The organism is Streptomyces lydicamycinicus (genome assembly GCF_000829715.2).
In the GTDB taxonomy this organism is placed as follows: domain Bacteria; phylum Actinomycetota; class Actinomycetes; order Streptomycetales; family Streptomycetaceae; genus Streptomyces; species Streptomyces lydicamycinicus.
On the sequence record NZ_BBNO01000002.1, the window covers coordinates 614,836 to 640,288 of the forward strand.

Genomic DNA, 25,453 nt, shown 5'->3' on the forward strand with positions numbered 1-25,453 from the left:
CCTGTGGACGAGCAGTCGTGCGTGCGCCCCGCGTCGCCGCTCCAGCCATACGTCAGCGAGTACGCCGGATACCGGCAGGCCGGGCTGCCGCCGGGCCGGCACCGTGGGCTTCCCTCACCCCGGCTGACCCTGATCTTCACCCTCGATGAGCCGCTCACGCTGGCCGGTCACCCCGACCCCGGGCAGGCCCCTGGCACCTACGAGACCCTCATCGGCGGTCTGCACACCCGCCCTGCGCTGATCGACCACCAGGGCCGCCAGTCCGGCATCCAGATCGGTCTGCATCCGCTGGGCGCCCGCGCCCTGCTGGGGCTGCCGGCCGGCGAGCTGGCGAGCCTCGACCTCCCCGCGGAAGCCGTCCTCGGACGATGGGGCGCGGACCTCGGTGAGCGGCTGCGGACGGCCCGCGGCTGGCCGGAGCGGTTCGCGCTGCTGGACGCCGCTCTGCTGCGCCGCCTGTCGCGGGAACCGGGCGGCCCCGGCCCCGGACCGTCGCCCGAAGTCGTCCGCGCCTGGCAGCTGCTGGCGCGGTCGCGGGGCGCCGCACCGGTCGCGACGCTCGCCGAGGACGTCGGCTGGAGTGCGCGCCATCTGACCGCCCGCTTCCGGCAGGAGACCGGTCTGACGCCCAAGGCTGCCGCCCGGGTCATCCGCTTCGACCACGCACGCCGGCTGTTCGGCGCCGAGGCCCGTACCGGCCGCCCACCGCTGCTGGCCGATCTGGCCGTGCGCTGCGGCTATTTCGACCAGGCCCATCTCGCCCGGGAGTTCCGCTCACTGGCCGGCTGTCCGCCCAGCCAGTGGCTCGCCGAGGAGTTCCGAAACGTCCAAGCCGCTGGGGACGCCCTCGGGGAACGCTGAAGTCGGCGGCCCACCGGGGGCCGCCCACCGACCCAGGAGGTCCGGCGATATGCCCGAGAACCAGTCCGACACCACCCCCGCACCCCAGGTATGGCCGACGCTGCGGGCTCGCGATGCCCGTGGGCTGATCCGTTTTCTGGTCGAGGCCTTCGGCTTCGAGGAGACCGTGGTCCACGGAGCGGGCGAGCGCGTCGAGCACGCCCAGCTTTCCTGGCCGGAAGGTGGCGGCATCATGCTCGGCTCCGTCAGGGAGGCCGAGGACGACCACTGGCCGCTGCGGCCCGGGACGTTCGGGGGCTATGTCGTCACCGACCGCCCCGATGAACTGTGCGCCCGCGCCAGAGCTGCCGGAGCGGAGATCATCGAGGAGCTGAACGACACCGACTACGGCTCGCGGGGCTTCGGCGCCCGCGATCCCGAGGGCAACCTCTGGTCGTTCGGTACGTATCGCGGCGAGCCGCGCAAGGTGTAGCCGGGGCCGTGCACGACCGGCGGGCCGGTCAGCCGCGGATGAGCTCCACCGCGCGGCTGAAGTGGCCCACCGGCCCGCCCGGACCGGATCCATCGGCGCGTGCGGCGCCGCGGGTCAGGGCGATGCCCGCCCACAGGCCGGCGACGATCAATGCCAGCACGACGGTGTTCCGCGTACGGCGGCCGGCGTTCGTCCTGGGCTGCATGGTCCACTCCCCTTGGGTGTCGGAGCCTCCCCGGCTCCCTGCCTCTATTCACCCATGAGATTCACCGCGGTCCGTACGCGCCAGGTACGGACTCCTCTCCGACTTGAGGTGGACCCGACATCCCTCTGGAGTTCCCCTGCGCCGGTGCCCGGGAAAGGGTTTGCCGCGGTCGGCCGCGCTGTTTACGGTCGGCGAAATGAGCAGCGAAATGATCATCAGGCCCTATCGCCCCTCCGACCAGGAAGTGGTTACCGATCTGTGGTCCCGGGCCGCGCGCGAGGCGCACCCGTTCCTCGACAGGGAGGGCGCGGGCGAACGGGCCCGGCTCCTCCGTGAGGTGTACCTGGTCCAAGCGGAGAATTGGGTGGCCGAACGCGAGGGCCGCGTCATCGGGCTGCTCGGACTGCTGACCGGCCGGCCCGGGGACGGGGACCTGGCCGGGGCCGAGGTCGGTGGGCTGTTCGTGGCGCCGGAGGCCCAAGGAGGCGGAGCCGGGCGGGAGTTGCTGGAGCATGCGGCGGCCCTGCACGGCGCGCTGACCCTGGAGGTCTTCGAGGGCAACGGCCGGGCCCGCGGTTTTTACGCGCACCTCGGCTTCACGGAGCGCGGGCGGCGGACGGACGAGGAGACCGGCCATCCGCTGATCGCCCTGGAGCGCGGCGCACCGCTGAAGTCGGTGAGCTGGCTGCATCTGCGCGAGGGGCGGCTGCTGAGCGTACGGACGCGTGGGAACGACACCTTCTATCTCCCGGGCGGCAAGTACGAGCCCGGCGAGACCGCCCGGGAGGCGCTGTCGCGCGAGCTCGGTGAGGAACTCGGCCTGGAGGTGCCCGCCGAGGAGCTGTCGGAGGCCTTTGTCATCCATGCCGTCGCCCACGGGAAGAACGGGCGGCGACTGCACATGACCTGCTTCACCGGCGGGCCCCAGGACATCGCACCGGCCCCCGGCCGGGAAATCGCCGAGTACGCCTGGTTCGACCGCCAGGAGGCGCGGGAGCGCTGTGCCCCCGCACATGCGCAGGTCGTGAACCGGTTGGTCGCGCAGGGGCGGATGCCGGGCTGAGGCCCCCGGCGGCGGACGGGCCGGGGCGCACATCGGGCGCTGACCGGCCCACCGCCGCCATGACGCCCCACAAAGCCTCCACCAGCGAAAACGTGCCCGTCCTGTCCGGATCGCGGACTGCGGTGTCGAACGCATACCTGTTGTATCTATCCTGTGTGCATGCCCTCAGCGCCCACGCCCACCGCTCCTGCCAGAGAGTCCGCCGCCAAGCAGCCACCCGCTGCCGAGCGGGTCTACGCCCATATCAAGGACGCCGTCCTGGAGCGCCGCTACGAGGGCGGCATGCTGCTCACCGAGGGCGAGCTGGCCGACGCCGTGGGGGTGTCGCGGACTCCGGTGCGCGAGGCGCTGCTGCGGCTGGAGGTCGAGGGGCTGATCAAGCTCTATCCCAAGAAGGGCGCGCTGGTGCTGCCGGTCTCCGCGCAGGAGATCGCCGATGTTGTCGAGACCCGGCTGCTGGTGGAGAAGCACGCCGCGGCCAAGGCGGTGCCCGCCAGTGAGGCGCTGGTCGGTGAGCTGACGGAACTGCTGGAGACGATGCGGGAGCAAGCCGCGTCCGGTGATCTGGCCGCCGTGTCCGTCACCGACCGCGCCTTCCACGCCGCCATCGTGCGCAGCGCCGGCAACCAGATCCTGGACCGGCTCTATGAGCAGCTGCGCGACCGTCAGCTGCGGATGGGCGTCGCGGTGATGCATGCCCACCCGGACCGGATCGCCAAGAACATCACCGAGCATGCGGAGATCCTGGAGGCGCTGCGCGCCGGTGACGCGGACGCCGCGACCGACGTCGTGCAGCGCCACGTCAGCTGGGTGCGCAACCTCGCGCAGGGGGAAGTGCGATGAGCGCCGGCAGCGGAAGCGCCGGTGACTCCCTCGGTTCGGACGGCGCCGGCGGCTCCGGTATAGGCGGCGGCACGGCCCGGCTGATGCCCGCGGACCCGCCCGGCGGCCGCCGGGCGATGGCGGTCTGGGGCATCGGCGTCGCTGTCTACTTCGTCGCGATCACCTACCGCACCAGCCTCGGCGTGGCCGGGCTGGACGCCGCCGACCGCTTCCACATCAACGCCTCGGCGCTGTCGACGTTCTCGATCCTCCAGCTGCTGGTGTACGCGGGGATGCAGATCCCCGTCGGTCTGCTGGTCGACCGGCTCGGCGCCAAGAAGGTGCTGACGCTCGGCGTTGTGCTCTACACCGTCGGCCAGTTCGGCTTTGCGCTCTCCTCGTCGTACGCCATGGCGCTCGGTTCGCGTGCGCTGCTCGGCTGCGGGGACGCGATGACCTTCATCAGCGTGCTGCGGCTGGGCGCCCGGTGGTTCCCCGCCCGCCGCGGCCCGATGATCGCCCAGATCGCCGCGCTGGTCGGGATGGCGGGCAACCTCGTCTCCACGCTCGTCCTCGCCCGCTTCCTGCACTCCTTCGGCTGGACCCCGACCTTCGCCGCCAGCGCGGCCGGCGGCATCGTCGTGCTGATCGTGCTGCTGCTCTTCCTCAAGGACCACCCCGAGGGCTTCGAGCCGCCGCCCGCGTCCGCCGCGCACACCGGCGCCGGGTTCGTGCGCCGGCAGATCGCGGACGCCTGGCGGGAGCCCGGTACTCGGCTGGGCATGTGGGTGCACTTCACCACCCAGTTCCCCGCGATGGTGTTCCTGCTGCTCTGGGGCCTGCCGTTCCTCGTCGAGGCACAGGGGCTGTCCCGCGGCACCGCCGGTGAACTGCTCACTCTCGTGGTGCTCTCCAACATGGCGGTCGGGCTGGTCTACGGCCAGATCATCGCCCGCCACCACGCGGCCCGTACGCCGCTGGCACTGGGCACCGTGGGCGCCACGGCGCTGATGTGGGCGCTCGTGCTGGCCTGGCCGGCCGATCATGCCCCGATGGCACTGCTGATCACGTTGTGTACGGTGCTGGGCGCCTGCGGCCCCGCCTCGATGATCGGCTTCGACTTCGCGCGGCCCGCCAACCCGCCCGAGCGCCAGGGCACCGCCTCGGGCATCGTCAACATGGGCGGCTTCACCGCCTCGATGACGACCCTGCTCGCCGTCGGAGTGCTGCTGGACGCGACCGGCGACAACTACCGGATCGCCTTTGCCTCGGTGTTCGTCCTGGAGGCGCTCGGCGTCTCGCAGATCCTGCGGCTGCGCCGGCGTGCGGCGCGACGCGAGCGCGAACGGCTGGTCGTCAGCCGGGTCGAGGCAGTTCACGTGCCGGCCTGAGGCGGCCGAGCGGTCGGCGGCCGAGTCCGTTTCACGTGAAACGGACAGGGCTGTTTCACGTGAAACGGCTCATACTCCGGGGCCGGCTCTCTTTCTCCGGCCGGCTGACGGGCAGCGGCGCGGAGAGGCGGATACCCGCCGGGAGGCCGTCCGCCCACCTCTGGTGCTACGGCGTGACCGCGAAGTGGTCCAGGATCGCCGCGGCCAGTTCGGCATCGCCATCGATCTTGATCTGCTCGGTGACGGCCGACGGACGCACCCGGCCGCAGGCGAGCTGGTGGAAGGTGTCCCAGTCCAGGGCGAGCGTCAGGGTCGGGCCGAGCGAGACACTGCCGTCGATCGTGGCGTTGCCCTCGCCGTCGATCCGGACCGTCCGCAGGAATTCCAGCGGCCCACTGACGTCGAAGACCACCGCTGAATCGGCGGGCGCCTGGGCCCGCTTGGCGACGATGCCGGGCAGCACCTTCACCAGCAGATCGCGCGTCACATGCGCGCCGGGAGAGTCGAGATTGCCGGGCTTTCCGAGCGCCCGGCGCAGGTCCTGCTCATGCACCCAGACATCGAACGCCCGCTGCTGAAGCACGAATTCCAGCGTACGGTCCTCGCCGAGCGGGCTGCGCACCTCGGCGTCCGGCTGGCGGGTCTCGTTGCGCAGCTGCCGGGAGCGGCGGATGACGGTGTATTCGAGCTCGCTGAGCATCTCCGGCGCGGTGTGGTGCCGACGGACGTCGACCTGCACCTCCATCCGCCGCGCCGACTCGCTGCGTACGTGGTAGAGATCGCGCGGCAGCGTGTGAATCGGCCGTGGGTCGCCCAGCATTTCGCATTCCAGGCCGATGACATGGGAGACCACATCACGCACGGACCATCCTGGGAGGCCCGTCGCCCTGTTCCACTCGCCTTCGACGAGCGGAGTCACCAGCTCGGTTATCGCTTCTATGGAGTGAGTCCAGGCATCGATGGAGGACTGAAGGCTGGGATGGACGGTCACGGGACCCCTCGGACGGTTCGTACGCGGGCTGCTGTCTGTGCAGTTAAGTTACGCTGCGCACGGGCACCCCGGCAGTGCTTTCGGACGACCATCGTAGGCCGATGTTTCCCGGCCGCAGAGGGGTGCGCCGTACGCCCGGAACGCGTGCTTCTCAGTCCTCCCCGCGCTCCCGCTCCGCCAGCCGGATCACACACACCGCGATGGCGATCAACAGCGGCGGATCCGCGTCCTCCCGGACGACATTGACCGCATAGGTGTCGCGCACGGTCAGCCAGCGCCGCGAGATCTCGGCGAGCAGTTCGCCCTCGTACTCGATGGCGAACTCCCGGTCCAGGATCTTTCCGCTGACGTCCAGCTCGGTGCCGTCCACCAGCTCGACGCGGTAGTGGTTGCGCAGCAGCGAGAGCCGCTTGCGCCGGATCGTGGCCAGCGGTTCGTCGCCCCGCTCGATGGTCATCGTGTCGCGCAGGCTGAGCATCTTCTTGCGGATGGTGATCAGCACCCGCCGTTCGGGGTCCTTCAGCTCGAAGGTCTCCCGCAGCCGCAGTGCTTTCCCGTCCACCAGGTAGGCGTGCCGTCCGTGCTCGTCCTCGATCCAGTAGTCGTCACCGATGCCGAAGATGCGGTCACGAACCACGTACTTACCCCTGCGCGGGGACCCGTCCCCGGGAGATTGCTGCATGGCTGACGTGTTCCCCCGGGGCCCTGCGGAATGCGCACGCACTGGAGTGACGTTGAATGTCCACATGGCTTCACGTGCACGCGTCCGCGCCCCCGAGCTGACCGGCAAGGGCGGCTGGCTGAACACCGGCAACAAGGATCTGACCCTCTCCGACCTGCGAGGACGCATTGTCGTCCTGGATTTCTGGACCTTTTGCTGTGTGAACTGTCTGCATGTTCTGGACGAGCTGCGGGAGCTGGAGGAGCGGCACCGCGACACCGTCGTGATCATTGGCGTGCACTCCCCGAAGTTCGTGCACGAGGCCGAGCACCAGGCCGTCGTGGACGCCGTGGAGCGCTACGGCGTCGAGCACCCGGTCCTCGACGACCCCGAGCTCACCACCTGGAAGCAGTACGCGGTACGGGCCTGGCCGACGCTCGTGGTGATCGACCCCGAGGGGTATGTCGTCGCCCAGCACGCCGGCGAGGGCCATGCGCACGCCATCGAGAAGCTCGTCGAGGAGCTGGAGGCCGAGCACGAGGCGAAGGGCACCCTGCACCGCGGCGATGGTCCCTACGTACCGCCGGAGCCGGTGGCCACCGATCTGCGTTTCCCGGGCAAGGCGGTCCGGCTGCCGGGCGGCAGCTTCCTCGTCTCGGACACCACCCGGCATCAGCTGGTGGAGTTGGCGGCGGACGGTGAGCGGGTGCTGCGCCGGATCGGTACCGGCGAGCGCGGGCTGACCCCGGACTCCTTCAACGAGCCGCAGGGCCTGGCGCTGCTGCCGGACGGCAAGGTGGCCGTCGCCGACACGGTCAACCACGCCATCCGCGTCCTCGACCCAGATAGCGGCGCACTGGAGACGGTGGCCGGCACCGGCAAGCAGTGGTGGCAGGGCTCGCCGACCTCGGGTCCGGCGCGCGAGGTGGACCTCTCCTCGCCATGGGACCTCGCCTGGTGGGAGGACCGGCTGTGGATCGCGATGGCCGGGGTGCACCAGCTGTGGACGTACGACCCGGCTGCCGGCACGGTCGAGGTCGCGGCCGGCACCACCAACGAGGGCCTGGTGGACGGCCCGGCCGCCGAGGCGTGGTTCGCCCAGCCGTCCGGGCTCGCGGCGGCCGGCGACCGGCTGTGGATCGCGGATTCGGAGACCAGCGCGGTCCGCTGGGTGGAGCCCGCCGAAACGGGCGACGGTTATGTCATCCGGACGGCCGTCGGCACCGGCCTGTTCGACTTCGGGCACCGCGACGGCGCTGCCGACCAGGCGCTGCTACAGCACCCGCTGGGGGTGACCGCGCTCCCTGACGGCTCGGTCGCCATCGCGGACACCTACAACCACGCGCTGCGCCGCTTCGATCCCGCGAGCGGCGAGGTGACGACGCTGGCGAAGGATCTGCGCGAGCCGTCCGACGCGGTGCTCGTCGACGGCGACCTCGTGGTGGTGGAGTCGGCGCGGCACCGGCTGACCCGGCTGCGGCTGCCGGAGGAGGCGATCCGCGTCGAGTCGGTGGCGCATCGCACCCAGCGCGCGGCCACCGAGGTCGCTCCGGGCGCGCTGCGGCTGGAGGTGGTCTTCCAGGCCCCGGCCGGCCAGAAGCTCGACACGCGCTACGGTCCCTCGACGCGGCTGCTGGTCAGTGCGACACCGCCGGAGCTGCTCGCCGAGGGCGCGGGTGCCGGCACCGACCTCACCCGGGATCTGGTGCTCGCGGACGGTATGACCGAGGGCGTGCTGCATGTCTCGGCGATGGCCGCGTCCTGTGACGACGCCCCGGACATCGAGTACCCCGCCTGCCATGTGCACCAGCAGGACTGGGGCGTCCCGGTCGAGATCGCCGAGGGCGGGGTGGCCCGGCTGGGTCTCGTCCTGGCCGGGCTGGACGCCGAGTAGGAGCGAGCGCCCCGGGACCGTCGACCGGGCCCGGGCCGAAGCCGGCCGGCCGTCATCCGGGGCCGGTCGGCGCCGCGGCTACTTGCCGACGCCGCCCGCCAGCTGCGCCCCGTGAATGCTGGAGCTCCAGTTGGTGACCTTGCTCTTGCCGACGGAGATGTGGAGCCGCTTCTCCGCGAAGTCGACGGTGACCGGGCCGTGCGTGACCGAGCTCGCCGAGATGCCCATGAAGTCGATGGTCACCGACTTCTGCTCGGTGCCCTTGGTGGCCGCGGTGTTGGTGGGAATGACCGCGTAGGCGTAGCCGTGGGCGGGCACCGTGATGCGGGTGCCGTCGAGGTGGCCGGGCGTGCCCTGGAGCAGCGGCAGCGGCTTCTTGGCGTTGTTGAAGCGCAGCAGCGGCGCGTTGTAGAGCTTGCAGTCGCGGCTGGTGGAGTTCTTGAACTTCACGGCCACATGGCTCTTCGGGCCGGTCTGCTGGGAGAACGTGACCTTGTACGTGCTGGGGTAGCAGTCGGGCACCCGCTGCGATGCCGCTCCCGCGCCCGCCGCGGCCGCACCGCCACCGATGATCTTGCGCTTCTTGCTCTTGGAAGACGAGGAGGACGACTTCTTCGACTTCTTCGAGGAGTGGCTGTTGCAGCCGGTCAGCGCGAGCGAGCCGGCCAGCCCGAGGGCCAGCGCGGCGTATGCGGCGGAGCGGTGGCGGGAGCGGCGTGCGGTCATGGGTGGTTCCCCCAGTGAGTTGCTGCGGTATCAGCGAGGTGTGTCTGTCATGGCACGGCCACGATATCCATTGCCGGTGGATGCGCCAGGGTGGGTTTGTCGGAGGCCCCGGCGATATGGCGTTATCGCAGGTCATAGCGGGTGTATGAGGGTCGGCGCCGGCCCGCGACGGGGGTGAAGATCAACCTCTGGGTGGCGAAGCTCCGGTCCCGAACGGGGCGTCGAAACGTCAGTCCGGGCAGCCGGGCAGCGTGGTGTTCTCGACCTGTTCCGGGCGGATGCGGATGGCCGGCAACCACACCTGATCGCCGTCGTGCTCGACCCGGAACCACATGCTGCTGTGGCCGCCCACCTCATCCGTGACCGTGATCCCGTTGGCGATCCGGCAGACCGCGCGCAGCACCTCGCCGTGCCAGACATGGCCCACGACATTGGAGCGGCGATAGAGCCGGTACGGATCGCGGGCCAGCCCGAGTGCGCAGTTCTCGGTCCGCCGGTGCTGACAGTCCCGTTCGACGTTGTGGACGGTGAGCCGGGCGGAACCGGTGGCTGACGCGGCGCTCTTCGCGCCCGGCGCCCGGCCGTCACTGCCACTCTCCGGCGACCCGTTCGAGCTGGTCAGCGCCGGTACGGCCAGCGCCGCGGCGGTGAGCACCGCGGCGGTCCCGAGCCCGGCGAGCACCAGCCGCCGGCGCCGCCCGCCCGTCGCCGCGGCCCCGCCTTGCGTCTCCACGTCGGCCGAATCGTCGGCGCCCGCCCGGGCCTTCCCGCCGGGCGCACCGCCCCGCTCCGTCGCCCGCGCTCCCGCGTCCGCTGCTTCCTGGGCGCGGTGCAGCAGGTCGACGAGGGCGGGCAGCCGGTCCTCACCGGTGAGGGAGAGTGTGCACCACTGCACCAGCAGCCGTTCGTCGGGCAGGCTCTGACCGCGCAGATAGCGGGAGAGGGAGGAGCGGCTGGCGGGCAGCCGGCTCTCCAACTCCTTCAGGCTGTAGCCGAGTTCGCCGTGCATACGGCGTAAGGAGCTGACGAAGTCCCGTACCGGGCCGGAGAGTTCGTCGGGAAGAGGGGCCAATGGCTTACGGCGGACACGATCGGCGTGGTTCTGGTGGCCAGGCACGTCTCGCATTCCAGCACAGCGGGCATGCGCGCGCGAGGGGCACTTCCGCTCCCCTGTGCCGGAAGTGCCCCTCGTTACACGATCCGGATCGCGCCCGGATCAGATGGTGACGTTTCACGTGAAACAGCGTGAGATCTTCCCTCGGACCTCAGACCTCGCGCCGCCGGTGAGCGTCAGTCGCCGAACTTCACCGGACGGTAGGGCTTGAACTCGGCGTCGCCGCCGGGCAGGCCGTAGGTCAGTGTCCGGTGGTCGGTGCCGTGGTCGCCGCGCTGTTCGTAGGCGGTGTACGAGGTGTGGGCGTCGTCGTTCCACTTCTCGAAGATCACTACATGGCGGGTGTTGTTGTCGCCGGAGGCGTCGATGAGCAGGTCACCGGGCTTGAGCTCGTCGAGGGAGATCGGGCGGGTGATGCCGCGGTCGGTGGCCAGCCCCACGGTGTTGGTGCCGGGCGTCGGCAGCCCGAGCGCCATCGACACATAGCCCGAGCAGTCCTGGCGGTAGCCGTCCTTCCAGACCTTGGCCTGGCTGTACGGGACCTGGGCGCCATTGTTGGCGGTCAGCCAGGTGGCGGCGCGGTTCAGCATCTCCCCGCGCGAACCGCCGGGTTGTGGCTGCGGCTGCCCGCCGCCCTGGACCGGTACGCCCGGCAGCCGGTCCTGCGCGATGTCCACCGCGACCACGCTGAGGAAGCCGCTGACCGGCCCGGTGAGGTGTGCCATGAACGTCGAGCAGGAGCTGCCTTCGCACACCTTGCGGCCGGTGTCGACCTGGTAGTCGGCGGTGATCCGGTCCTGACCCGGCGCCGTCTTGTTGATCATTCCGACGGCGGGGGAGCCGGTGTCCGCGGTGGCGTGCACCACCCAACGGGTGCCCCACGTGGGGAAGTCGGCAGCGGCGGCCTGCCGTACGGAGTGGGCGCGGGCGGGGCCGTCGTGGGCGCGCCCGGTGGTGGCGGCGGACTGCCCGCCGGTGGTCGCGCTGCCCACGTCACTGCCGTGGGCGAGCCCCGCGAACCCGGTCACGCCGATGCCGGCCGCAGCCACCGTGGGCAGGACCCTGCGCCACACGGTCCTGCGGAATGGGGACCGCCGACGCGTCGTGCGGGCGGTCTGGTCCGTGGGGGTGGTGGTGTCCGCCGGGTGCGTGCTGCTGTGCTCGTACATGCCGATTCCCCTCCGTTTAGGGCCGGTTGGCCGGTCGGTACGCCGCCGGTCGGTCTGCTCACGGCGACGGGGACCAGCGTGGAGCGGGGCATCGCGGCGGCCCGGAGGTTCCTCGTCCCTTGGGATGTCCCAGCCGTACGCACACCTGTGACCTGCAAAGACGTCAGGAGCCCGGGACAGGGCGGGGCGCGGGATGAGACATGACGGGACAGCGGCGGCGGACAACGAAAAGGGCGCCCGCTGGGGGATGCGGGCGCCCTGGTTCAAGGGGGCTCTGCGGCCGGTCTCTTCAGCCTGCGTCAGACGGCTGACGGCCTGCCGGGCACGGGGTGACCGGGCCACGGCTCGCAGAGCGCGAAGTGACGCGTCACCGGACGGGGCTCACCACGCCGTCGCGGCGCTCACGTCCGACTGCCAGTAGGTCACCCAGGCGCTGTCGTCGAGGTACACGGAGCCGCCGGGCAGCGCCACCGTCTTCGAGCCGCCGATGCTGCCCTTGCCGTCGCGGCCGGGGAGGCTGACGGACAGCGAGGTCATGGTGTGGCCGTTCGTGCCGGAACCGTCGGCGGACGAGGTCATCACAGCGGCGTAGCCGGACTGGCCGGGGGCGAGGGTGACCACGGACTGCGGCTTGCTGTCCGGCAGTTCGGCCAGCGGGCTCTGGGCCTCGTCGAAGCGCAGGTAGGGGGAGTAGTAGAGATCGCAGGTGGCGCCGGAGGTGTTGGTGGCTTCCAGCAGAAGATGGTTGACCGGCCGCTTCAGCGGCTTGGCGACGATCTGGATCTTCGCGGCGTCGCAGGCGGTGTGCCGGGTGCCGGCGGTGCTGCCGCTCTTGCCCGCCTTGCCGGCGCTCGCCCCGGTGCCGCTCGCCCCGGTGCCGCTGGCTCCGGCACCCGCCTCGGAGCCACCGTGCCGGGCCGAGGTCTGCTCCGCGCGGCCGCCGTCGGGCCGGGTACCGCCCTGGGGGTCGCCGTCGCCCTTCGCCACCGGCTCCTCGGCGCCCTGCGGCGCCGGGTTGTACGGCTTGGCGGCGCCGGTCTGGAGCGGGTTGTCCTGGCCGCCGCAGGCGGTGAGCGTGAGCGCGGCGACGGCGGTGAGGCCCGCCGCGGCGACCCGCAGCGTACGGCGGCGGACCGCACGGGACGGCCGGGAGGCGCCGGTCTCGATGACGGTCTCGGAGCGGTGGTGGCTGCGCGGCATTCCGGTCTCCCCCGGTCGGTGGCCCGTGCCGCGCCGGCGCTACGCCCTGCGGTCTGGCCTGTGGTCTGTCCTGCGGTGTGACCACCACCTTGCCGCTCGCCGCTGGCGTGCCACTAACGTGCGCCTAACGCCCCCGCACAAGGACGGCCGCGGGTTCGGCCGCGCCCGTCACTCCTTGCTCCCGTCACCCGTACCGTGCTTGCCCCCTTCGCCGCTCTCCCCGCGCTCGTCCCGTGCGAACAGCTGGGTCAGCGTGCTGATCGTGTAGACATCGGTGGCCTCCTCGTCCACCAGATGCATCTCCGCGAGCCGGTCCAGACCGTCCTGGGTGCGCTCCGGGTCGTATCCGGCGAGCGCCGCCGCCAGCGACGCGTTGAGGTGTCCGTCCGCGCTGGTCGCCAGCGCGCTGAGCAACTGTGCGTCGTCGGCCGACAGCCGGGCGACGGACATCCGCAGGGCCGCCGCGATGCCGGTGTCCTCCGCGGACAGCAGCGCCAGCCGCCGCCGCTCGTCCCGCAGCGCCGCGGCCAGCCGGGCCAGCCGCCAGCGCGGCCGGGCGGTCAGCTGGGCGGCCGCGGCCCGCAGCGCCAGCGGCAGCCCGTCGCACAGATCGACCAGCTCACGTGCGGCTGCCGGGTCCTCGGCGACCCGCTCCGGGCCGAGCATGGCACCGAGCAGCGCCGCGCCCTCCTCGTGGCCGAGCGTCTGGAGGCCGACCGGCCGGGCGCAGTCGGTGGCGACCAGCCCGTCGAGACGGCTGCGGCTGGTGACAACCGTGGCGCAGTGCGGGCCGCCGGGCAGCAGCGGCCGTACCTGCGCCGAGCTGCGTGCATTGTCGAGGACGACCAGCAGCCGGCGCTCCGCGACCAGCGATCTGAACAGCGCGGACGCGGCCTGCGCCGAACCGGGCACCCGCTCCGGCGGTGTGCCGAGCGCCAGCAGGAAGTCCCGCAGGATCTCGGCCGGCGCTGCCTCGTCGCCCTCGCCGAAGCCGCGCAGATCGGCGAAGAGCTGGCCGTCGGGGAAGGCGTCGGCGCGCAGATGCGCCCACTGCACGGCACAGGCGGTCTTGCCGACGCCTGCCGGTCCCGCCACCACTGCGAGCGGGCTCTCCCCGGTCCCACCGTCCGTCAACACGGCCGTCAGGGCGGCGAGTTCCTGCTCCCGTCCCAGGAAGCGGGCCGGAGCCCGGGGCAGCAGCCGCGGCGCCGCACTGGCCCGTCCCGAGCCGGCCCGGGTGCCGTCCGTCGCGCCCGTCCGCGCCCCGTCGCCGCCTGGCACGGCACCAGGGACGTCCACCGTGCCGGTGCCGTCCGGTACGGGTCCCCGGTCCGCGCCCGCAACGGGCCGCGGCCCACGGTCCGCCGCGGAACGGCTTCCTCCGGGAGCCCCGGCGGCCCCGGCGGGAGCGGCGCCCGCCGGCCGCGCCCCGCCCGCCGGCTTGGCCCGGCCCCCGCCGGCCGCCTCCGCGCGCAGAATCTCCTCGTAGGCGCCGCGCAGCCGCTCGCCGGGATCGACGCCCAGCTCCTCGTTGAGCAGCCGGCGGGTGCGGTGGAACCACTCCAGCGCATCGGACTGCCGTCCCGTACGGAACAGCGCCCGCATCAGCCCGGCGATCAGGCCCTCCCGCAGCGGGTTGTTGACGGCCGCGGAGTAGAGGATGGCCGCGGCCTGTTCATGCTCGCCGAGCGCGCCGTGCGCCCGCCCCAGCGCCTCCACGGCCGTCAGCCGCCGCTCCTCCAGCGCATGGGCGGCGGCCGCGAACGGCGGGCTGGTGACCGTGCCGGTCAGCGCGGGCCCGTGCCACAGGCCGAGCGCCTCGCGCAGCAGGGGTACGGCATCGCCGGGCGCCGCCTCCGGGCGCGCCAGCGCCACCAGCTCACCGAACCGGTGAGCGTCGATCAGTTCCTCCGGAAGCCGCAGGAGATAGGCGGAGCCGTGCGTGGTCAGCTCGATGCCGTACGCCTCCGCACCGCCCTCGGCGAGCGTGGCGCGCAGCCGCGAGACATGACCCTGGACGACCGTACGGGCGTGTTCGGGTGGCTCGTCCTCCCACAGGGAGTCGATCAACTGCTCCAGTGGGACGGTGGTGTTGGGCTGCAACAGCAGCAGTGCCAGCACACTGCGCCGCTTGGCGGGCCCGAGCGACAGCTCCGCGGAGCCGGTCGTCACGGCGATCGGGCCGAGCAGTGAGAACTCCAACTCAGCCCTCCAGGAAGGCCGTCAGGGCGTTCGCCAGCAGATACGGGTCCTCGGCGCCGCACAGCTCACGCGCCGAGTGCATGGACAGGATGGCCACGCCGATGTCGACCGTCGAGATGCCGTGCCGGGCCGCGGTGATCGGCCCGATGGTGGTCCCGCACGGCATCGAGTTGTTGGACACGAAGCTCTGCCACGGGACCCCGGCCCGCTCGCAGGCCGCCGCGAAGACGGCCCGTCCGCTGCCGTCCGTGGCATAGCGCTGATTGACGTTGACCTTGAGGATCGGTCCTCCGTTGGGCATCGGGTGGTGGCCCGGGTCGTGCCGCTCACCGTAGTTGGGGTGTACGGCGTGCCCGGTGTCGGACGACAGACAGAGGGTGCCGGCGAAGGCCCGCGCCCGGTCCTCGTACGAGCCGCCGCGGGCGAAGACGGAGCGCTCCAGGACGGTGCCGAGCAGCGGACCGTCCGCGCCGGTGTCGGACTGGCTGCCGTTCTCCTCGTGGTCGAAGGCGGCCAGCACCGGAATGCTGGTCAGGGCGCTGCCGGCGGCCGCCGCGGCGGTGAGCGCGGCCGTACCGGCGTGCACGGAGAGCAGGTTGTCCATCCGCGGGCCGGCCATCAGCTCGCGGTCGCGGCCCAGATAGGCGGGTGGTTCGATGCTGTGGACCATCAGATCCCAGCCCTTGATGTCGCCGGCCGACAGGCCGGTCTCCTCGGCGACGAAGGAGATCAGATCGCCCTCGGCCACCTCGCCCAGGCCCCAGATCGGCGTCATATGGCGCTGCTTGTCGAGCTTCAGACCCTCGGAGTTCACCGAGCGGTCGAGGTGCACGGCCAGCTGTGGCACCCGCAGCAGCGCCCGGTCGACATGGACGAGCCGATGGGTGCCGTCGGCCAGCGTCACCCGCCCGCTCAGCCCCAGATCGCGGTCGAGCCAGGTGTTGAGCAGGGTGCCGCCGTAGATCTCCACGGCGATCTGCCGCCAGCCGCGGGCGCCGGTGTCCGGAATCGGTTTGACCCGCAGATTGGGAGAGTCGGTGTGAGCCCCCACAATTCGGTACGGAGTGGCCGCGTTCGCGCCCTCGGGAACGAACCAGGCAACGATCGCGCCGCCGCGCAGGACGTACTTGCCGCCGCTCTCGCCGTCCCATGCGTCGACCTCGGCGACCTGCCGGAAACCGGCCTTCTCCAGCCGCTCCGCCGCATTTGCCACTGCGTGGTACGGCGACGGACTGGCGGCGAGATAGGACATCAGGTCGTCGGTGTGGCCGCGATCGAAGCGGGCGGAGTTGGTCATGGATTCAGCATAAGGAGCCGGACCCCCCATTCCCCGTGTGCATGCGGTGCGACTGCGCACCCTTCCGGCCAGGATTTCTGCCTTCCGGACCGGGAAGCATTGCGGAGTGGTGGATTCCGGGTGTAATGGGCCGCGGTCCCGGCATGCGGAGGCGCGCCCGCTGCGATGTCCTGGCATGTGGCCCGCCTTCCCGGACATGACAGAGCCCGCCTCTCCGGGGGAAGAGAGGCGGGCCCCGCCAGTCTGAACGGTCAATCTGAGAGACCTCTAAGAGAAACGCCGCAGCCGGGCCGCGGAATTCGCTCTCAGAACGCGGCCTCGTCGAGCTCCATCAGCGACTGGTCGACGGACTCGGCCAGACCGCGCTGGACGCCGACGCCCGGCAGGACGTTGTGCGCGAAGAACTTCGCCGCGGCGATCTTGCCGGTGTAGAAGGGCTTGTCCTTCGCCGAGGCGCCGGCCAGCTTCTCGGCGGCCACGGCCGCACCCTTGAGCAGGAGGTAGCCGATGACGACATCGCCGGAGGCCATCAGCACCCGGGTGGTGTTCAGGCCGACCTTGTAGATCGACTTGACGTCCTTCTCGGTCGCGGCGAGGTCGGTCAGCATGGCGCCGACGATCGCCTCCAGGTCGGCGGCCGCCTTGGCCAGCTCGCCGCGGGCCTGCTCCAGCTCCTCGCCGCCGGTGTTGTCGGCGAGGAACTTCTTGATCTCGTCGGAGAGTGCGGTGAGCGCCTGGCCCTGGTCACGGACGATCTTCCGGAAGAAGAAGTCCTGGCCCTGGATCGCGGTGGTGCCCTCGTAGAGGGTGTCGATCTTGGCGTCCCGGATGTACTGCTCGATCGGGTATTCCTGGAGGTAGCCGGAGCCTCCGAAGGTCTGGAGCGACTGCGCCAGCTGCTCGTAGGACTTCTCCGAGCCGTAGCCCTTCACGATCGGCAGCAGCAGGTCGTTGAGGCGGATCGCGGCGCTCGCGTCCTCGCCGGCGGCCTCCTTGACGAGGATCTCGTCCTGGACGGTGGCGGTGTACAGCACCAGGGCGCGCATGCCCTCGGCGTACGCCTTCTGCGTCATCAGCGAGCGGCGCACATCGGGGTGGTGGGTGATGGTGACGCGCGGCGCGGTCTTGTCGGTGAAGGCCGCCAGGTCCGGGCCCTGCACACGCTCCTTGGCGTACTCCAGCGCGTTGAGGTAGCCCGTGGAGAGGGTGGCGATGGCCTTCGTGCCGACCATCATCCGCGCGAACTCGATGATCTTGAACATCTGGCGGATGCCGTCGTGCTTCTCACCGAGCAGCCAGCCCTTGGCCGGGTGGTTGGCGCCGAAGGTCATCTCGCAGGTGTTGGAGGCCTTCAGGCCCATCTTGTGCTCGACGTTGGTGGCGTAGGCGCCGTTGCGCTCGCCCAGCTCGCCGGTCTCCCAGTCGAAGTCGTACTTCGGCACGATGAAGAGCGACAGGCCCTTGGTGCCCGGACCGGCACCCTCGGGGCGGGCGAGGACGAAGTGCACGATGTTCTCGGACATGTCGTGCTCACCGGAGGTGATGAAGCGCTTGACGCCCTCGATGTGCCAGGTGCCGTCCGCCTGCTGCACGGCCTTGGTGCGCCCGGCGCCGACGTCCGAACCGGCGTCCGGCTCGGTGAGCACCATGGTGGAGCCCCACTGCTTGTCCACCATCAGCTGGGCTATGCGGTGCTGCTCCTCGGTGCCCTCCTCGTAAAGGACGCCGGCGAAGGCGGGGCCGGACGCGTACATCCACACGGCCGGGTTGGCGCCCAGGATCGTCTCGGCGAAGCCCCAGAGCAGGGAGCGGGGCGCGGTGGTGCCGCCGAGCTCCTCCGGGATGCCCAGACGCCACCACTCGGCGTCCATGAAGGCCTGGTAGCTCTTCTTGAAGGTGTCCGGAACCGGCGCGGTGTTGGTCTCCGGGTCGAAGACCGGGGGGTTGCGGTCGGCGTCGGCGAACGACTCGGCCAGTTCGTTCTCGGACAGCCGGGCGATCTCGGACAGGACGCTCTTGGCGGTGTCGACATCCATCTCCGCGAACGGTCCGGTGCCGTACACGCTGTCACGGCCGAGCACCTCGAAGAGGTTGAACTCGATGTCGCGGAGATTCGACTTGTAGTGCCCCATGGATACGGCTCCGTAAGGGTTCGGGAGGGAGGACCTCAAACGCAATACCAGCAAGTAGCAAGTGCCTACGATGATGCTACCCACCGGTAATAAGAATCAACCCCTACCGCCCATCTGTGACGAGCGTCCCCCGGCGAATCGCTGACTCAGTACGCTGTGGCGCATGTACGGCTACGACCAGAACGCGGGTGCCGGGCAGCAGCAGTACGGAGCGCCCCCGCCGCAACAACCGGCCCCCGGGGGTTACGGCGAGCAGCCGCTGTATCCCGAGCCGTCCCCGCCCTCCCTCGCCGACGCGGTGCGCGCCTTCACCACCGGCTCGATGTCCGCCGAGGACTTCCAGGGCATCTTCTCCACGTCCAAGGTCTACTGCCCCCGCGGTGACAACCCCGGATTCCTGGCGCTGCACAACACCCAGCAGCCGGTGATCCCGATGTTCACCTCGCTCAAGGAACTGCGGCGGTACGCGGGCAAGGAGTCCAAGTACTTCGTGATCACCGGTGCCGAGGTGCTCGACCTGCTGCCCACCGGCTACGGCTTCGTCCTCGACATGGAGGGTGATCACCGGATGGTCTTCGACGCGAAGGCCGTGGAGCAGATGGTCGACTTCGCGATGCGGCGGATGTACGGCTAGCCGTCCTGGCGTACGGCGGGCCGATGCCCGCTGTCGCCGCTGAGTCACGGGCCGGTCCCTCGGAGGGGCCGGCCCGAGGTGTGTCGGGGCCCTTGCGGACTCAAGGAGCCCTTTTGACCTGGGGAAATGCGGGCGGGAATACCGTGGGCCTTGCGGGTTGTTCACCATTCAACTAAGTTGGTCGCGACCGAGGAGGCCGTCATGCCCGCAGTGACCGTTGAGAATCCGCTGACCTTGCCGCGTGTGGCGGCGCCCGTCGCGGCGCAGGCCCGTCCCGTGCGGGCCGTAGCCACCGCTCCGAGCGGGTTCGAGGGCGAGGGGTTCCCGGTGCGCCGTGCGTTCGCCGGGATCGATTACACGTACCTCGACCCGTTCATCATGATGGACCAGATGGGTGAGGTGGAGTACGCGCCGGGAGAGCCCAAGGGCACGCCCTGGCACCCGCACCGGGGCTTCGAGACCGTGACGTATCTGATCGACGGCACCTTTGTGCACCGTGACTCGCACGGCGGCGGTGGCGTCATCAACGACGGTGACACCCAGTGGATGACGGCCGGTTCGGGGCTGCTGCACATCGAGGCACCGCCGGAGTCGCTCGTCATGTCCGGAGGTCTCTTCCACGGCCTCCAGCTGTGGGTGAACCTGCCGAAGAGCGACAAGATGATGGCCCCCCGCTACCAGGACATCGGTGGCGGCAACGTGAAGCTGCTGACCTCGGCCGACGGGGGCGCGCTGCTGCGGCTGATCGCCGGTGACCTCGACGGTCACCAGGGTCCGGGCATCACGCATACGCCGATCACGATGATGCATGTGACGGTGAACCCGGGCGCCGAGCTGACCCTGCCGTGGCGCAAGGACTTCAACGCCCTCGCCTACGCCCTGGCCGGACGCGGTACGGCCGGTGCGGAGGGACGCCCGTTCCGCATGGGACAGGCGGTCGTGTTCGGGAGCGGAGACTCGCTCACGATCCGGGCGGACGAGTCCCAGGAGTCGCGCAGCCCTAACTTCGAGGTGGTGCTGCTGGGCGGGCTGCCGATCCGCGAGCCGATGATGCATTACGGCCCGTTCGTGATGAACACCCACGCCGAACTGGCCCAGGCCTTCGAGGACTTCCAGGCCGGCCGACTCGGCACCATCCCCGCCGGCGAACGCTGACGCCACGTCGGCAGCGGGGCGGCGTTTCACGTGAAACGCCGCCCCCGACGCCTTCCCGGAGCCGTCCCGGGCCTGCGGCCATGGTGGACTGTCCGGGTGCGAAACGACTCGGACGAGAACCGGCGCGGCGCCGAGGGTGAACGGCCGCAGCCTTCCAGCCCGTTGCTGCCGATCGCGGCCCGCCGTGCCGCGGCCTGGTGTCTGGTGGCGTTGCTGATCGCGGCTGTGCTGGCCGTCGGGGTATGGCTGTGCGTCGAACTGAGCGCGGCCGTGACGCCCGTACTGCTGGCGCTGCTCGGCAGCGGGCTGCTCGGGCCGCTCTACCGGCGGCTGGTGGCGATGAAGCTCAACCGGTCCCTGGCGGCCGGACTGACCTGTGCGGTCCTCGTGGTGGTGGTCGGCGGCGCCGGATACATCGTCGTCAGCGCGCTGGTCGACACCGGGGACCAGATCATCGCCTCGCTCAGGAACGCCGCCCAGGACCTCTCCCGGCACTTCGGGGCGGCCGGTACCTCGCTCGACGATCTCGCCGCCAAGTCCAAGGAGCTGGTTGCCAAGTTCGGGGGCACCGCGGCCTCCGGGCTGCTGGCCGGTGTCAGCGTCGTCGGCCAGTTCCTCGCCGCCTCGGTGCTGGCCCTGCTGCTGACCTTCTTCTTCCTGCGCGATTCCGACAAGGCCGTACGCGCCCTGCGGGACTGGGCGCCCGGTGCCTCGGCACCGCAGCTGGAGCGGATGGCCCGCCGTGGCTTCCAGAGCATCGAGGGCTTCATGCGCGGCACCACCTTCATCGCACTGATCGACGCCATCTGCATCACCGTCGGACTGCTGATCCTTCAGGTGCCGGGCGCCGTGGGGCTGGGTGCGCTGGTCTTCGTCGGCGCCTACATCCCCTACCTCGGCGCCTTCATCTCCGGCGCGGTGGCGATCCTGGTGGCGCTGGCCGACCGCGGCTTCGTGATCGCGCTGTGGGCGCTTGGCGTCGTCCTGGCCGTGCAGGTGCTGGAGGGGCACGTACTCCAGCCGATGATCCAGAGCCGTACCGTCCAGATGCATCCGGCGACCGTGATGCTGGCGATCACCGCGGGCGCCAGCGTCGCCGGAATCCTCGGCATGCTGCTGTCCGTACCGCTGACCGCCGCCGCGACCGGCGTGCTCCACGAGCTACGGGTGCACTACGCCGCGGACTCGGACTCCGACGACAGCGGGCCCGCCTCCGCTGCCGCCTCCTCGTAGAGCTCGAACCACGTCGACTTGCCGTCCCCGCGCGGATCCACGCCCCACGCCCCGGCCAGCAGCTCCAGCAGCATCAGACCGCGCCCCGACGACGCCAGTTCGCCGGGGCTGCGGCGGTGCGGCAGCTCATCGCTGCTGTCGGCGACATCGACGCGGATACGCCGGGTGCCCCGCTCACCGGTGATCTCGACGACCAGCAGCGCATCCCCGTCGGTGTGCAGCAGGACATTGGTGACCATCTCGGAGACCATCAGCACCGCCGAGTCCACCTGGTCCGGGTCGGCCCAGTCGTGCAGCACGTCCCGGACCTGCCGGCGTGCCTCGGCTATCCGCTCCGGCTCGGCCTGGGCGACGGAGAGCACGGTGCGCCGCACGGGCTGCGGCGTCAGCAGGCCGCCGGTGCCGACCCCGCAGCCGGCGCCCTCGCGGCGCAGCAGCAGTACGGCGATGTCGTCCTCGCGGCGGTCCACCAGCGGACCGGTGGTGTGGTGCGACGGCGGCCCGTGCACGGCCTGGACCAGCGCGTCGGCCAGTCGCTCCAGACTCTCGCCGTCCTCGTCGGCCTCCCATGCCTCCAGGACGTCGCGCAGCCGCGCCCAGCCGGTCTCCAGATCGTGGCCGCCGGTCTCGATCAGCCCGTCGGTGCACACCAGCATGGTCTCGCCGGGCTCCAGGACGAGCCGGGTGGTGGGGTAGTCGGTGTCCGGGACAATGCCCAGCGGCAGCCCGCCGGCGGTGGGCCGGACCAGCGTCGTGCCGTCGCTCATCCGGATCGCCGGTTCGGGGTGGCCGGCCCGGGCGATGTCCAGCAGCCCCGTCGCCGGATCCACCTCGATGTAGAGGCAGGTCGCAAAGCGCTGGTCCTCGCCGTGGCCGCGGAGCTCGGTCTCATTGATGCCGGCCAGGAAGCGGGAGGCGCGGGAGAGCACCGCATCGGGGTGATGGCCCTCGGACGCGTAGGCCCGCAGCGCGATCCGCAGCTGCCCCATCAGGCCCGCGGCCCGTACGTCATGCCCCTGGACATCCCCGATGACCAGCGCGATCCGGCCGGACGGCAGCGGGATCATGTCGTACCAGTCGCCGCCGACCTCCAGTCCGCCGCCGGTCGGGACATAGCGGGCCGCGACCGTCATCCCGGGGATGTCCGGCTGCACGGTCGGCATCATGCTGCGCTGTAGTCCCAGCGCCAGTTCCTGCTGTTCCTCCTGCATCCCGGCCCGGGCCAGCGCCTGGGCCAGCATCCGGGCGACGGTGGTCAGCACTGAACGCTCATCGGGGGTGAACGCCACCGGCTGGGCGAACGCCGCCATCCAGGCGCCGATCGTCCGGCCCGCGTTCACCAGCGGCAGGAACGCCCACGAGGTCCGGCGGAAACGGGCGGCCAGCGGCCAGGTGGCGGGGTAGCGGCGGCGGTAGTCCTCCGGGGTGGGCAGATAGCTGGCCCGGCCGGTGCGGACGACCTCGGCCGCCGGGTGGTCGGCCGTCAGCGTCATGTCGGCGAACGGCCGCTCGTCGCCGGACGCGTAGCCGTGCTGGCCGATGACCGGCAGCCGGTCGCCCTCGATGCCGAAGACCGCCAGCCCGTCCGGCATGAACCCCGGCATGGACAGCCCGGCCGCGACCCGCAGTACCTCGGCGGTGGACCGTGCCTCGGCCAGCGCCCGGCCCGCGTCCAGCAGAAACGCCTCCCGGGAGCGGCGCCAGTCACCGGTTATCGGGGTGTGCGCGGCGGAGGTCCCGGGCTGCGGTTCGGGCACCTCCTGGAGGGTGCCGACCAGCTCGAAGTCGCCGTCGACGATCCGGGGGCGGGAGCGGGAGCGGACGATGCGCTGCACCCGCCCGTGCTCGTCCACGATGCGCAGCCGGGCCTCGGCGAGCGTCTGCTCGGCGACCGCGAGCTGCACGATCCCGTTGATCTCGGCGAAGTCGACGGGATGAAAACGGGAGCGCACCGCGGCCTGGGTCAGTTCCGCCGGTGCGGCGGGCAGCCCGAGCAGCCGGGCCGCTTCGGCGTCGAGGGTCACCCGTCCCGATGCGTGGTCCCAGCGCCACAGGCCGGTCGCGATGGCGGCCAGGAGATCCTCGGTGCGCATTGCCTCACTTTAGGTGCGTTTGGCGGCGCCCCACCAGCGAGCCGGAACGTGACCATCGTCCCAGTCGGGAGGCCCCGGGCCGGTCCCCATGGCGCTGATGCGTATATGTCAACGAAGGCGTGCGGGCCGGGACGGTAACCTGGAGCGGTTATGTCAATCCTGGGGTGGCCTTTCGGGTGATCCACGGGGAGAGCGACCGGGCGCATGAGCCCGTACTCCTTTTCCTCTCCCTCTCCCGACAACTCCTCACCTCGACACTCGCGACGACTTGGATGAGCGATGCATCGGTACCGGTCCCATAACTGCGGCGAGCTCCGAGCCACGGACGTCGACACCGACGTCCGCCTCAGCGGCTGGCTGCACAATCGACGTGACCTGGGCGGCATCCTCTTCATCGATCTGCGCGACCACTACGGTCTGGTCCAGCTCGTCGCCCGCCCCGGTACGCCGGCCAACGAGGCCCTCGGCTCGCTGACCAAGGAGACCGTCGTCCGCATCGACGGCAAGGTCAGCGCGCGCGGTGCCGACAACGTCAACCCCGACCTGCCGACCGGCGAGATCGAGATCGAGGTCTCCGACGTCGAGGTGCTCGGCGCCGCCGACCAGATCCCCTTCACGATCAACGCGGATGACGGCGTCAACGAGGAGAAGCGCCTCGAATACCGCTTCCTCGACCTGCGCCGCGAGCGGATGCACCGCAACATCATGCTGCGCACCGCGGTCATCTCCGCCATCCGTCACAAGATGGTGGCCCTCGGCTTCAACGAGATGGCGACCCCGATCCTGTCCGCGACCTCCCCCGAGGGCGCCCGCGACTTCCTGGTCCCCTCCCGCCTGCACGCCGGCAAGTTCTATGCGCTGCCGCAGGCCCCGCAGCAGTTCAAGCAGCTGCTGATGATCGCCGGGTTCGACCGCTACTTCCAGATCGCGCCCTGCTTCCGCGACGAGGACGCCCGCGCGGACCGCTCGCCGGGCGAGTTCTACCAGCTCGACGTCGAGATGAGCTTCGTCGAGCAGGAGGATGTCTTCCAGCCCGTCGAGAAGCTGATGACCGAACTGTTCACCGAGTTCGGCAACGGCCGTACGGTCACCTCCCCGTTCCCGCGCATCCCGTTCCGCGAGGCGATGCTCAAGTACGGCTCCGACAAGCCGGACCTGCGCGCCGAGCTGGAGCTGGTGGATGTCTCCGACGTCTTCGCGGGCTCCGGCTTCAAGGCCTTCGCCGACAAGCACGTCCGCGCCCTGGCCGTGCCGGACACCGCGGACCAGCCGCGCAAGTTCTTCGACCAGCTGGGCGACTTCGCCGTCCAGCAGGGCGCCAAGGGCCTGGCCTGGGTCCGCGTCGGCGAGGACAACGCGCTGACCGGCCCGATCGCCAAGTTCCTCACCGAGGACGACATCAAGTCGCTGGTCGTCGCCCTGGACCTCAAGCCCGGCCACGCCGTCTTCTTCGGCGCCGGTGAGTTCGACGAGGTCTCCAAGATCATGGGTGCGGTCCGCGTCGAGGTCGCCAAGCGTGCCGGCCACTTCGTCGAGGACGAGTTCCGCTTCTGCTGGATCGTCGACTTCCCGATGTTCGAGAAGGACGAGGACACCGGCAAGATCGAGTTCTCGCACAACCCCTTCTCCATGCCGCAGGGTGGCCTGGAGGCGCTGGAGACCAAGGACCCGCTGGACATCCTGGCCTGGCAGTACGACATCGTCTGCAACGGCACCGAGCTGTCCTCGGGCGCGATCCGTAACCACGAGCCCGAGGTCATGTACAAGGCCTTCGCGATCGCCGGCTACGACAAGGAGACGGTCGAGGCGGAGTTCGGCGGCATGCTCCGGGCCTTCAAGTTCGGCGCCCCGCCGCACGGTGGCATCGCCCCCGGCGTCGACCGCATCGTCATGCTGCTGGCCGACGAGCCCAACATCCGCGAGACCATCGCCTTCCCGCTCAACGGCAACGCCCAGGACCTGCTGATGGGCGCCCCGAGCGAGGTCGAGGAGGCACGCCTCAAGGAGCTGCACCTCTCCCTGCGCAAGCCGCCGGTGAAGTAGGCGCCACTGACGGCGAGGGGCCTCGGACAGGCTGAGGGGCGGCGTTTCACGTGAAACGCCGCCCTGGCCCGTTCGGGGCCTCTGTGCTGCCGGAC

At 70.9% G+C, this 25,453-nt stretch carries 21 protein-coding genes; 10 read left to right on the forward strand and 11 right to left on the reverse strand.

The window, feature by feature from the left end:
• The first annotated feature begins 21 nt into the window (after positions 1-21).
• Positions 22-861: a helix-turn-helix transcriptional regulator gene (locus TU31_RS08135; protein WP_245698450.1), complete on the forward strand. Its 840-nt coding sequence runs from the start codon at positions 22-24 to the stop codon at positions 859-861.
• Positions 862-910: 49 nt separating this feature from the next.
• Positions 911-1,333 carry a VOC family protein gene (locus TU31_RS08140; protein ID WP_042151170.1) on the forward strand — a complete coding sequence of 141 codons (423 nt, stop codon included), beginning with the start codon at positions 911-913 and terminating at the stop codon, positions 1,331-1,333.
• Between the two features lie 28 nt (positions 1,334-1,361).
• Here TU31_RS08140 and TU31_RS39075 read toward each other — a convergent pair whose 3' ends face one another.
• A complete protein-coding gene (locus TU31_RS39075) occupies positions 1,362-1,538 on the reverse strand; it encodes a hypothetical protein (protein WP_181018564.1) in 177 nt (58 codons plus the stop codon).
• A gap of 196 nt (positions 1,539-1,734) precedes the next feature.
• Here TU31_RS39075 and TU31_RS40215 point away from each other — a divergent pair, with 196 nt between their 5' ends.
• The 3 genes from TU31_RS40215 to TU31_RS08155 all read left to right on the forward strand — a co-directional run bounded on the left by TU31_RS40215 (position 1,735) and on the right by TU31_RS08155 (position 4,814).
• Positions 1,735-2,601: a GNAT family N-acetyltransferase gene (locus tag TU31_RS40215; RefSeq protein ID WP_042151870.1), complete on the forward strand. Its 867-nt coding sequence runs from the start codon at positions 1,735-1,737 to the stop codon at positions 2,599-2,601.
• 159 nt (positions 2,602-2,760) lie between these two features.
• Positions 2,761-3,444, forward strand: coding sequence for a GntR family transcriptional regulator (locus TU31_RS08150; RefSeq protein WP_042151173.1), 684 nt, complete (start codon positions 2,761-2,763; stop codon positions 3,442-3,444).
• A 116-nt stretch (positions 3,445-3,560) separates the two neighbouring features.
• Entirely contained in the window at positions 3,561-4,814 is a 1,254-nt protein-coding gene (locus TU31_RS08155) for an MFS transporter (RefSeq protein ID WP_042151875.1), read from the forward strand.
• 166 nt (positions 4,815-4,980) lie between these two features.
• Here the strand turns inward: TU31_RS08155 and TU31_RS08160 are convergent, their stop codons facing one another.
• Together TU31_RS08160 and TU31_RS08165 are read right to left on the reverse strand one after the other, a co-directional pair.
• Positions 4,981-5,805, reverse strand: coding sequence for a maleylpyruvate isomerase family mycothiol-dependent enzyme (locus tag TU31_RS08160; protein WP_042151176.1), 825 nt, complete (start codon positions 5,803-5,805; stop codon positions 4,981-4,983).
• Positions 5,806-5,956: 151 nt separating this feature from the next.
• The gene (locus TU31_RS08165) at positions 5,957-6,487 is read right to left on the reverse strand and encodes an LURP-one-related/scramblase family protein (protein WP_042151179.1); all 531 of its coding nucleotides are present in this window, start codon (positions 6,485-6,487) and stop codon (positions 5,957-5,959) included.
• 64 nt (positions 6,488-6,551) lie between these two features.
• Here TU31_RS08165 and TU31_RS08170 point away from each other — a divergent pair, with 64 nt between their 5' ends.
• The gene (locus TU31_RS08170; protein WP_042151181.1) at positions 6,552-8,360 is read left to right on the forward strand and encodes an NHL domain-containing thioredoxin family protein; all 1,809 of its coding nucleotides are present in this window, start codon (positions 6,552-6,554) and stop codon (positions 8,358-8,360) included.
• 78 nt (positions 8,361-8,438) lie between these two features.
• On the opposite strand, the gene TU31_RS08175 is transcribed toward TU31_RS08170, so the two are convergent.
• The 7 genes from TU31_RS08175 to TU31_RS08205 all read right to left on the reverse strand — a co-directional run bounded on the left by TU31_RS08175 (position 8,439) and on the right by TU31_RS08205 (position 18,200).
• A complete protein-coding gene (locus TU31_RS08175) occupies positions 8,439-9,086 on the reverse strand; it encodes a DUF4232 domain-containing protein (RefSeq protein ID WP_042151184.1) in 648 nt (215 codons plus the stop codon).
• 229 nt (positions 9,087-9,315) lie between these two features.
• A complete protein-coding gene (locus TU31_RS08180) occupies positions 9,316-10,212 on the reverse strand; it encodes a helix-turn-helix domain-containing protein (RefSeq protein ID WP_042151187.1) in 897 nt (298 codons plus the stop codon).
• Between the two features lie 164 nt (positions 10,213-10,376).
• Positions 10,377-11,369 carry an NlpC/P60 family protein gene (locus TU31_RS08185; RefSeq protein ID WP_042151190.1) on the reverse strand — a complete coding sequence of 331 codons (993 nt, stop codon included), beginning with the start codon at positions 11,367-11,369 and terminating at the stop codon, positions 10,377-10,379.
• Positions 11,370-11,750: 381 nt separating this feature from the next.
• Complete coding sequence (locus TU31_RS08190; RefSeq protein ID WP_052718848.1) at positions 11,751-12,569, reverse strand: DUF4232 domain-containing protein; 819 nt, start codon at positions 12,567-12,569, stop codon at positions 11,751-11,753.
• Positions 12,570-12,737: 168 nt separating this feature from the next.
• Positions 12,738-14,771, reverse strand: coding sequence for an AfsR/SARP family transcriptional regulator (locus tag TU31_RS08195; RefSeq protein ID WP_042151193.1), 2,034 nt, complete (start codon positions 14,769-14,771; stop codon positions 12,738-12,740).
• Between the two features lies 1 nt (position 14,772).
• Positions 14,773-16,068 (reverse strand): M18 family aminopeptidase, encoded by a 1,296-nt coding sequence (locus TU31_RS08200; RefSeq protein WP_042151196.1) that lies wholly within the window; start codon positions 16,066-16,068, stop codon positions 14,773-14,775.
• 305 nt (positions 16,069-16,373) lie between these two features.
• Positions 16,374-18,200 (reverse strand): acyl-CoA dehydrogenase, encoded by a 1,827-nt coding sequence (locus tag TU31_RS08205; RefSeq protein ID WP_042151199.1) that lies wholly within the window; start codon positions 18,198-18,200, stop codon positions 16,374-16,376.
• A 163-nt stretch (positions 18,201-18,363) separates the two neighbouring features.
• Here TU31_RS08205 and TU31_RS08210 point away from each other — a divergent pair, with 163 nt between their 5' ends.
• The 3 genes from TU31_RS08210 (at position 18,364) to TU31_RS08220 (ending at position 21,222) form a co-directional block, all read left to right on the forward strand.
• Positions 18,364-18,834 (forward strand): SseB family protein, encoded by a 471-nt coding sequence (locus TU31_RS08210; protein WP_042151201.1) that lies wholly within the window; start codon positions 18,364-18,366, stop codon positions 18,832-18,834.
• A gap of 201 nt (positions 18,835-19,035) precedes the next feature.
• Positions 19,036-19,989, forward strand: coding sequence for a pirin family protein (locus tag TU31_RS08215; protein WP_042151203.1), 954 nt, complete (start codon positions 19,036-19,038; stop codon positions 19,987-19,989).
• Between the two features lie 96 nt (positions 19,990-20,085).
• A complete protein-coding gene (locus TU31_RS08220) occupies positions 20,086-21,222 on the forward strand; it encodes an AI-2E family transporter (RefSeq protein ID WP_042151206.1) in 1,137 nt (378 codons plus the stop codon).
• On the opposite strand, the gene TU31_RS08225 is transcribed toward TU31_RS08220, so the two are convergent.
• Positions 21,162-23,315: a SpoIIE family protein phosphatase gene (locus TU31_RS08225; RefSeq protein WP_042151208.1), complete on the reverse strand. Its 2,154-nt coding sequence runs from the start codon at positions 23,313-23,315 to the stop codon at positions 21,162-21,164. The two genes, TU31_RS08220 and TU31_RS08225, sit on opposite strands and share 61 nt — an antisense overlap.
• Positions 23,316-23,594: 279 nt before the next feature.
• Between TU31_RS08225 and aspS the strand changes: the two genes are divergently transcribed.
• On the forward strand, positions 23,595-25,358 hold the full coding sequence (gene aspS / locus TU31_RS08230) for an aspartate--tRNA ligase (RefSeq protein ID WP_042151210.1): 1,764 nt from the start codon (positions 23,595-23,597) through the stop codon (positions 25,356-25,358).
• Positions 25,359-25,453: the final 95 nt, after the last annotated feature.

Bases quoted from the DNA above. Each gene is read 5' to 3' on its own strand.
- TU31_RS08140 (WP_042151170.1), top strand. From the start codon at position 911: ATGCCCGAGAACCAGTCCGACACCACCCCCGCACCCCAGGTATGGCCG.
- TU31_RS39075 (WP_181018564.1), bottom strand. From the start codon at position 1,538: ATGCAGCCCAGGACGAACGCCGGCCGCCGTACGCGGAACACCGTCGTG.
- TU31_RS40215 (WP_042151870.1), top strand. From the start codon at position 1,735: ATGAGCAGCGAAATGATCATCAGGCCCTATCGCCCCTCCGACCAGGAA.
- TU31_RS08150 (WP_042151173.1), top strand. From the start codon at position 2,761: ATGCCCTCAGCGCCCACGCCCACCGCTCCTGCCAGAGAGTCCGCCGCC.
- TU31_RS08155 (WP_042151875.1), top strand. From the start codon at position 3,561: ATGGCGGTCTGGGGCATCGGCGTCGCTGTCTACTTCGTCGCGATCACC.
- TU31_RS08165 (WP_042151179.1), bottom strand. From the start codon at position 6,487: ATGCAGCAATCTCCCGGGGACGGGTCCCCGCGCAGGGGTAAGTACGTG.
- TU31_RS08170 (WP_042151181.1), top strand. From the start codon at position 6,552: ATGGCTTCACGTGCACGCGTCCGCGCCCCCGAGCTGACCGGCAAGGGC.
- TU31_RS08175 (WP_042151184.1), bottom strand. From the start codon at position 9,086: ATGACCGCACGCCGCTCCCGCCACCGCTCCGCCGCATACGCCGCGCTG.
- TU31_RS08180 (WP_042151187.1), bottom strand. From the start codon at position 10,212: ATGCGAGACGTGCCTGGCCACCAGAACCACGCCGATCGTGTCCGCCGT.
- TU31_RS08185 (WP_042151190.1), bottom strand. From the start codon at position 11,369: ATGTACGAGCACAGCAGCACGCACCCGGCGGACACCACCACCCCCACG.
- TU31_RS08190 (WP_052718848.1), bottom strand. From the start codon at position 12,569: ATGCCGCGCAGCCACCACCGCTCCGAGACCGTCATCGAGACCGGCGCC.
- TU31_RS08200 (WP_042151196.1), bottom strand. From the start codon at position 16,068: ATGACCAACTCCGCCCGCTTCGATCGCGGCCACACCGACGACCTGATG.
- TU31_RS08205 (WP_042151199.1), bottom strand. From the start codon at position 18,200: ATGGGGCACTACAAGTCGAATCTCCGCGACATCGAGTTCAACCTCTTC.
- TU31_RS08210 (WP_042151201.1), top strand. From the start codon at position 18,364: ATGTACGGCTACGACCAGAACGCGGGTGCCGGGCAGCAGCAGTACGGA.
- TU31_RS08215 (WP_042151203.1), top strand. From the start codon at position 19,036: ATGCCCGCAGTGACCGTTGAGAATCCGCTGACCTTGCCGCGTGTGGCG.
- TU31_RS08225 (WP_042151208.1), bottom strand. From the start codon at position 23,315: ATGCGCACCGAGGATCTCCTGGCCGCCATCGCGACCGGCCTGTGGCGC.
- aspS (WP_042151210.1), top strand. From the start codon at position 23,595: ATGCATCGGTACCGGTCCCATAACTGCGGCGAGCTCCGAGCCACGGAC.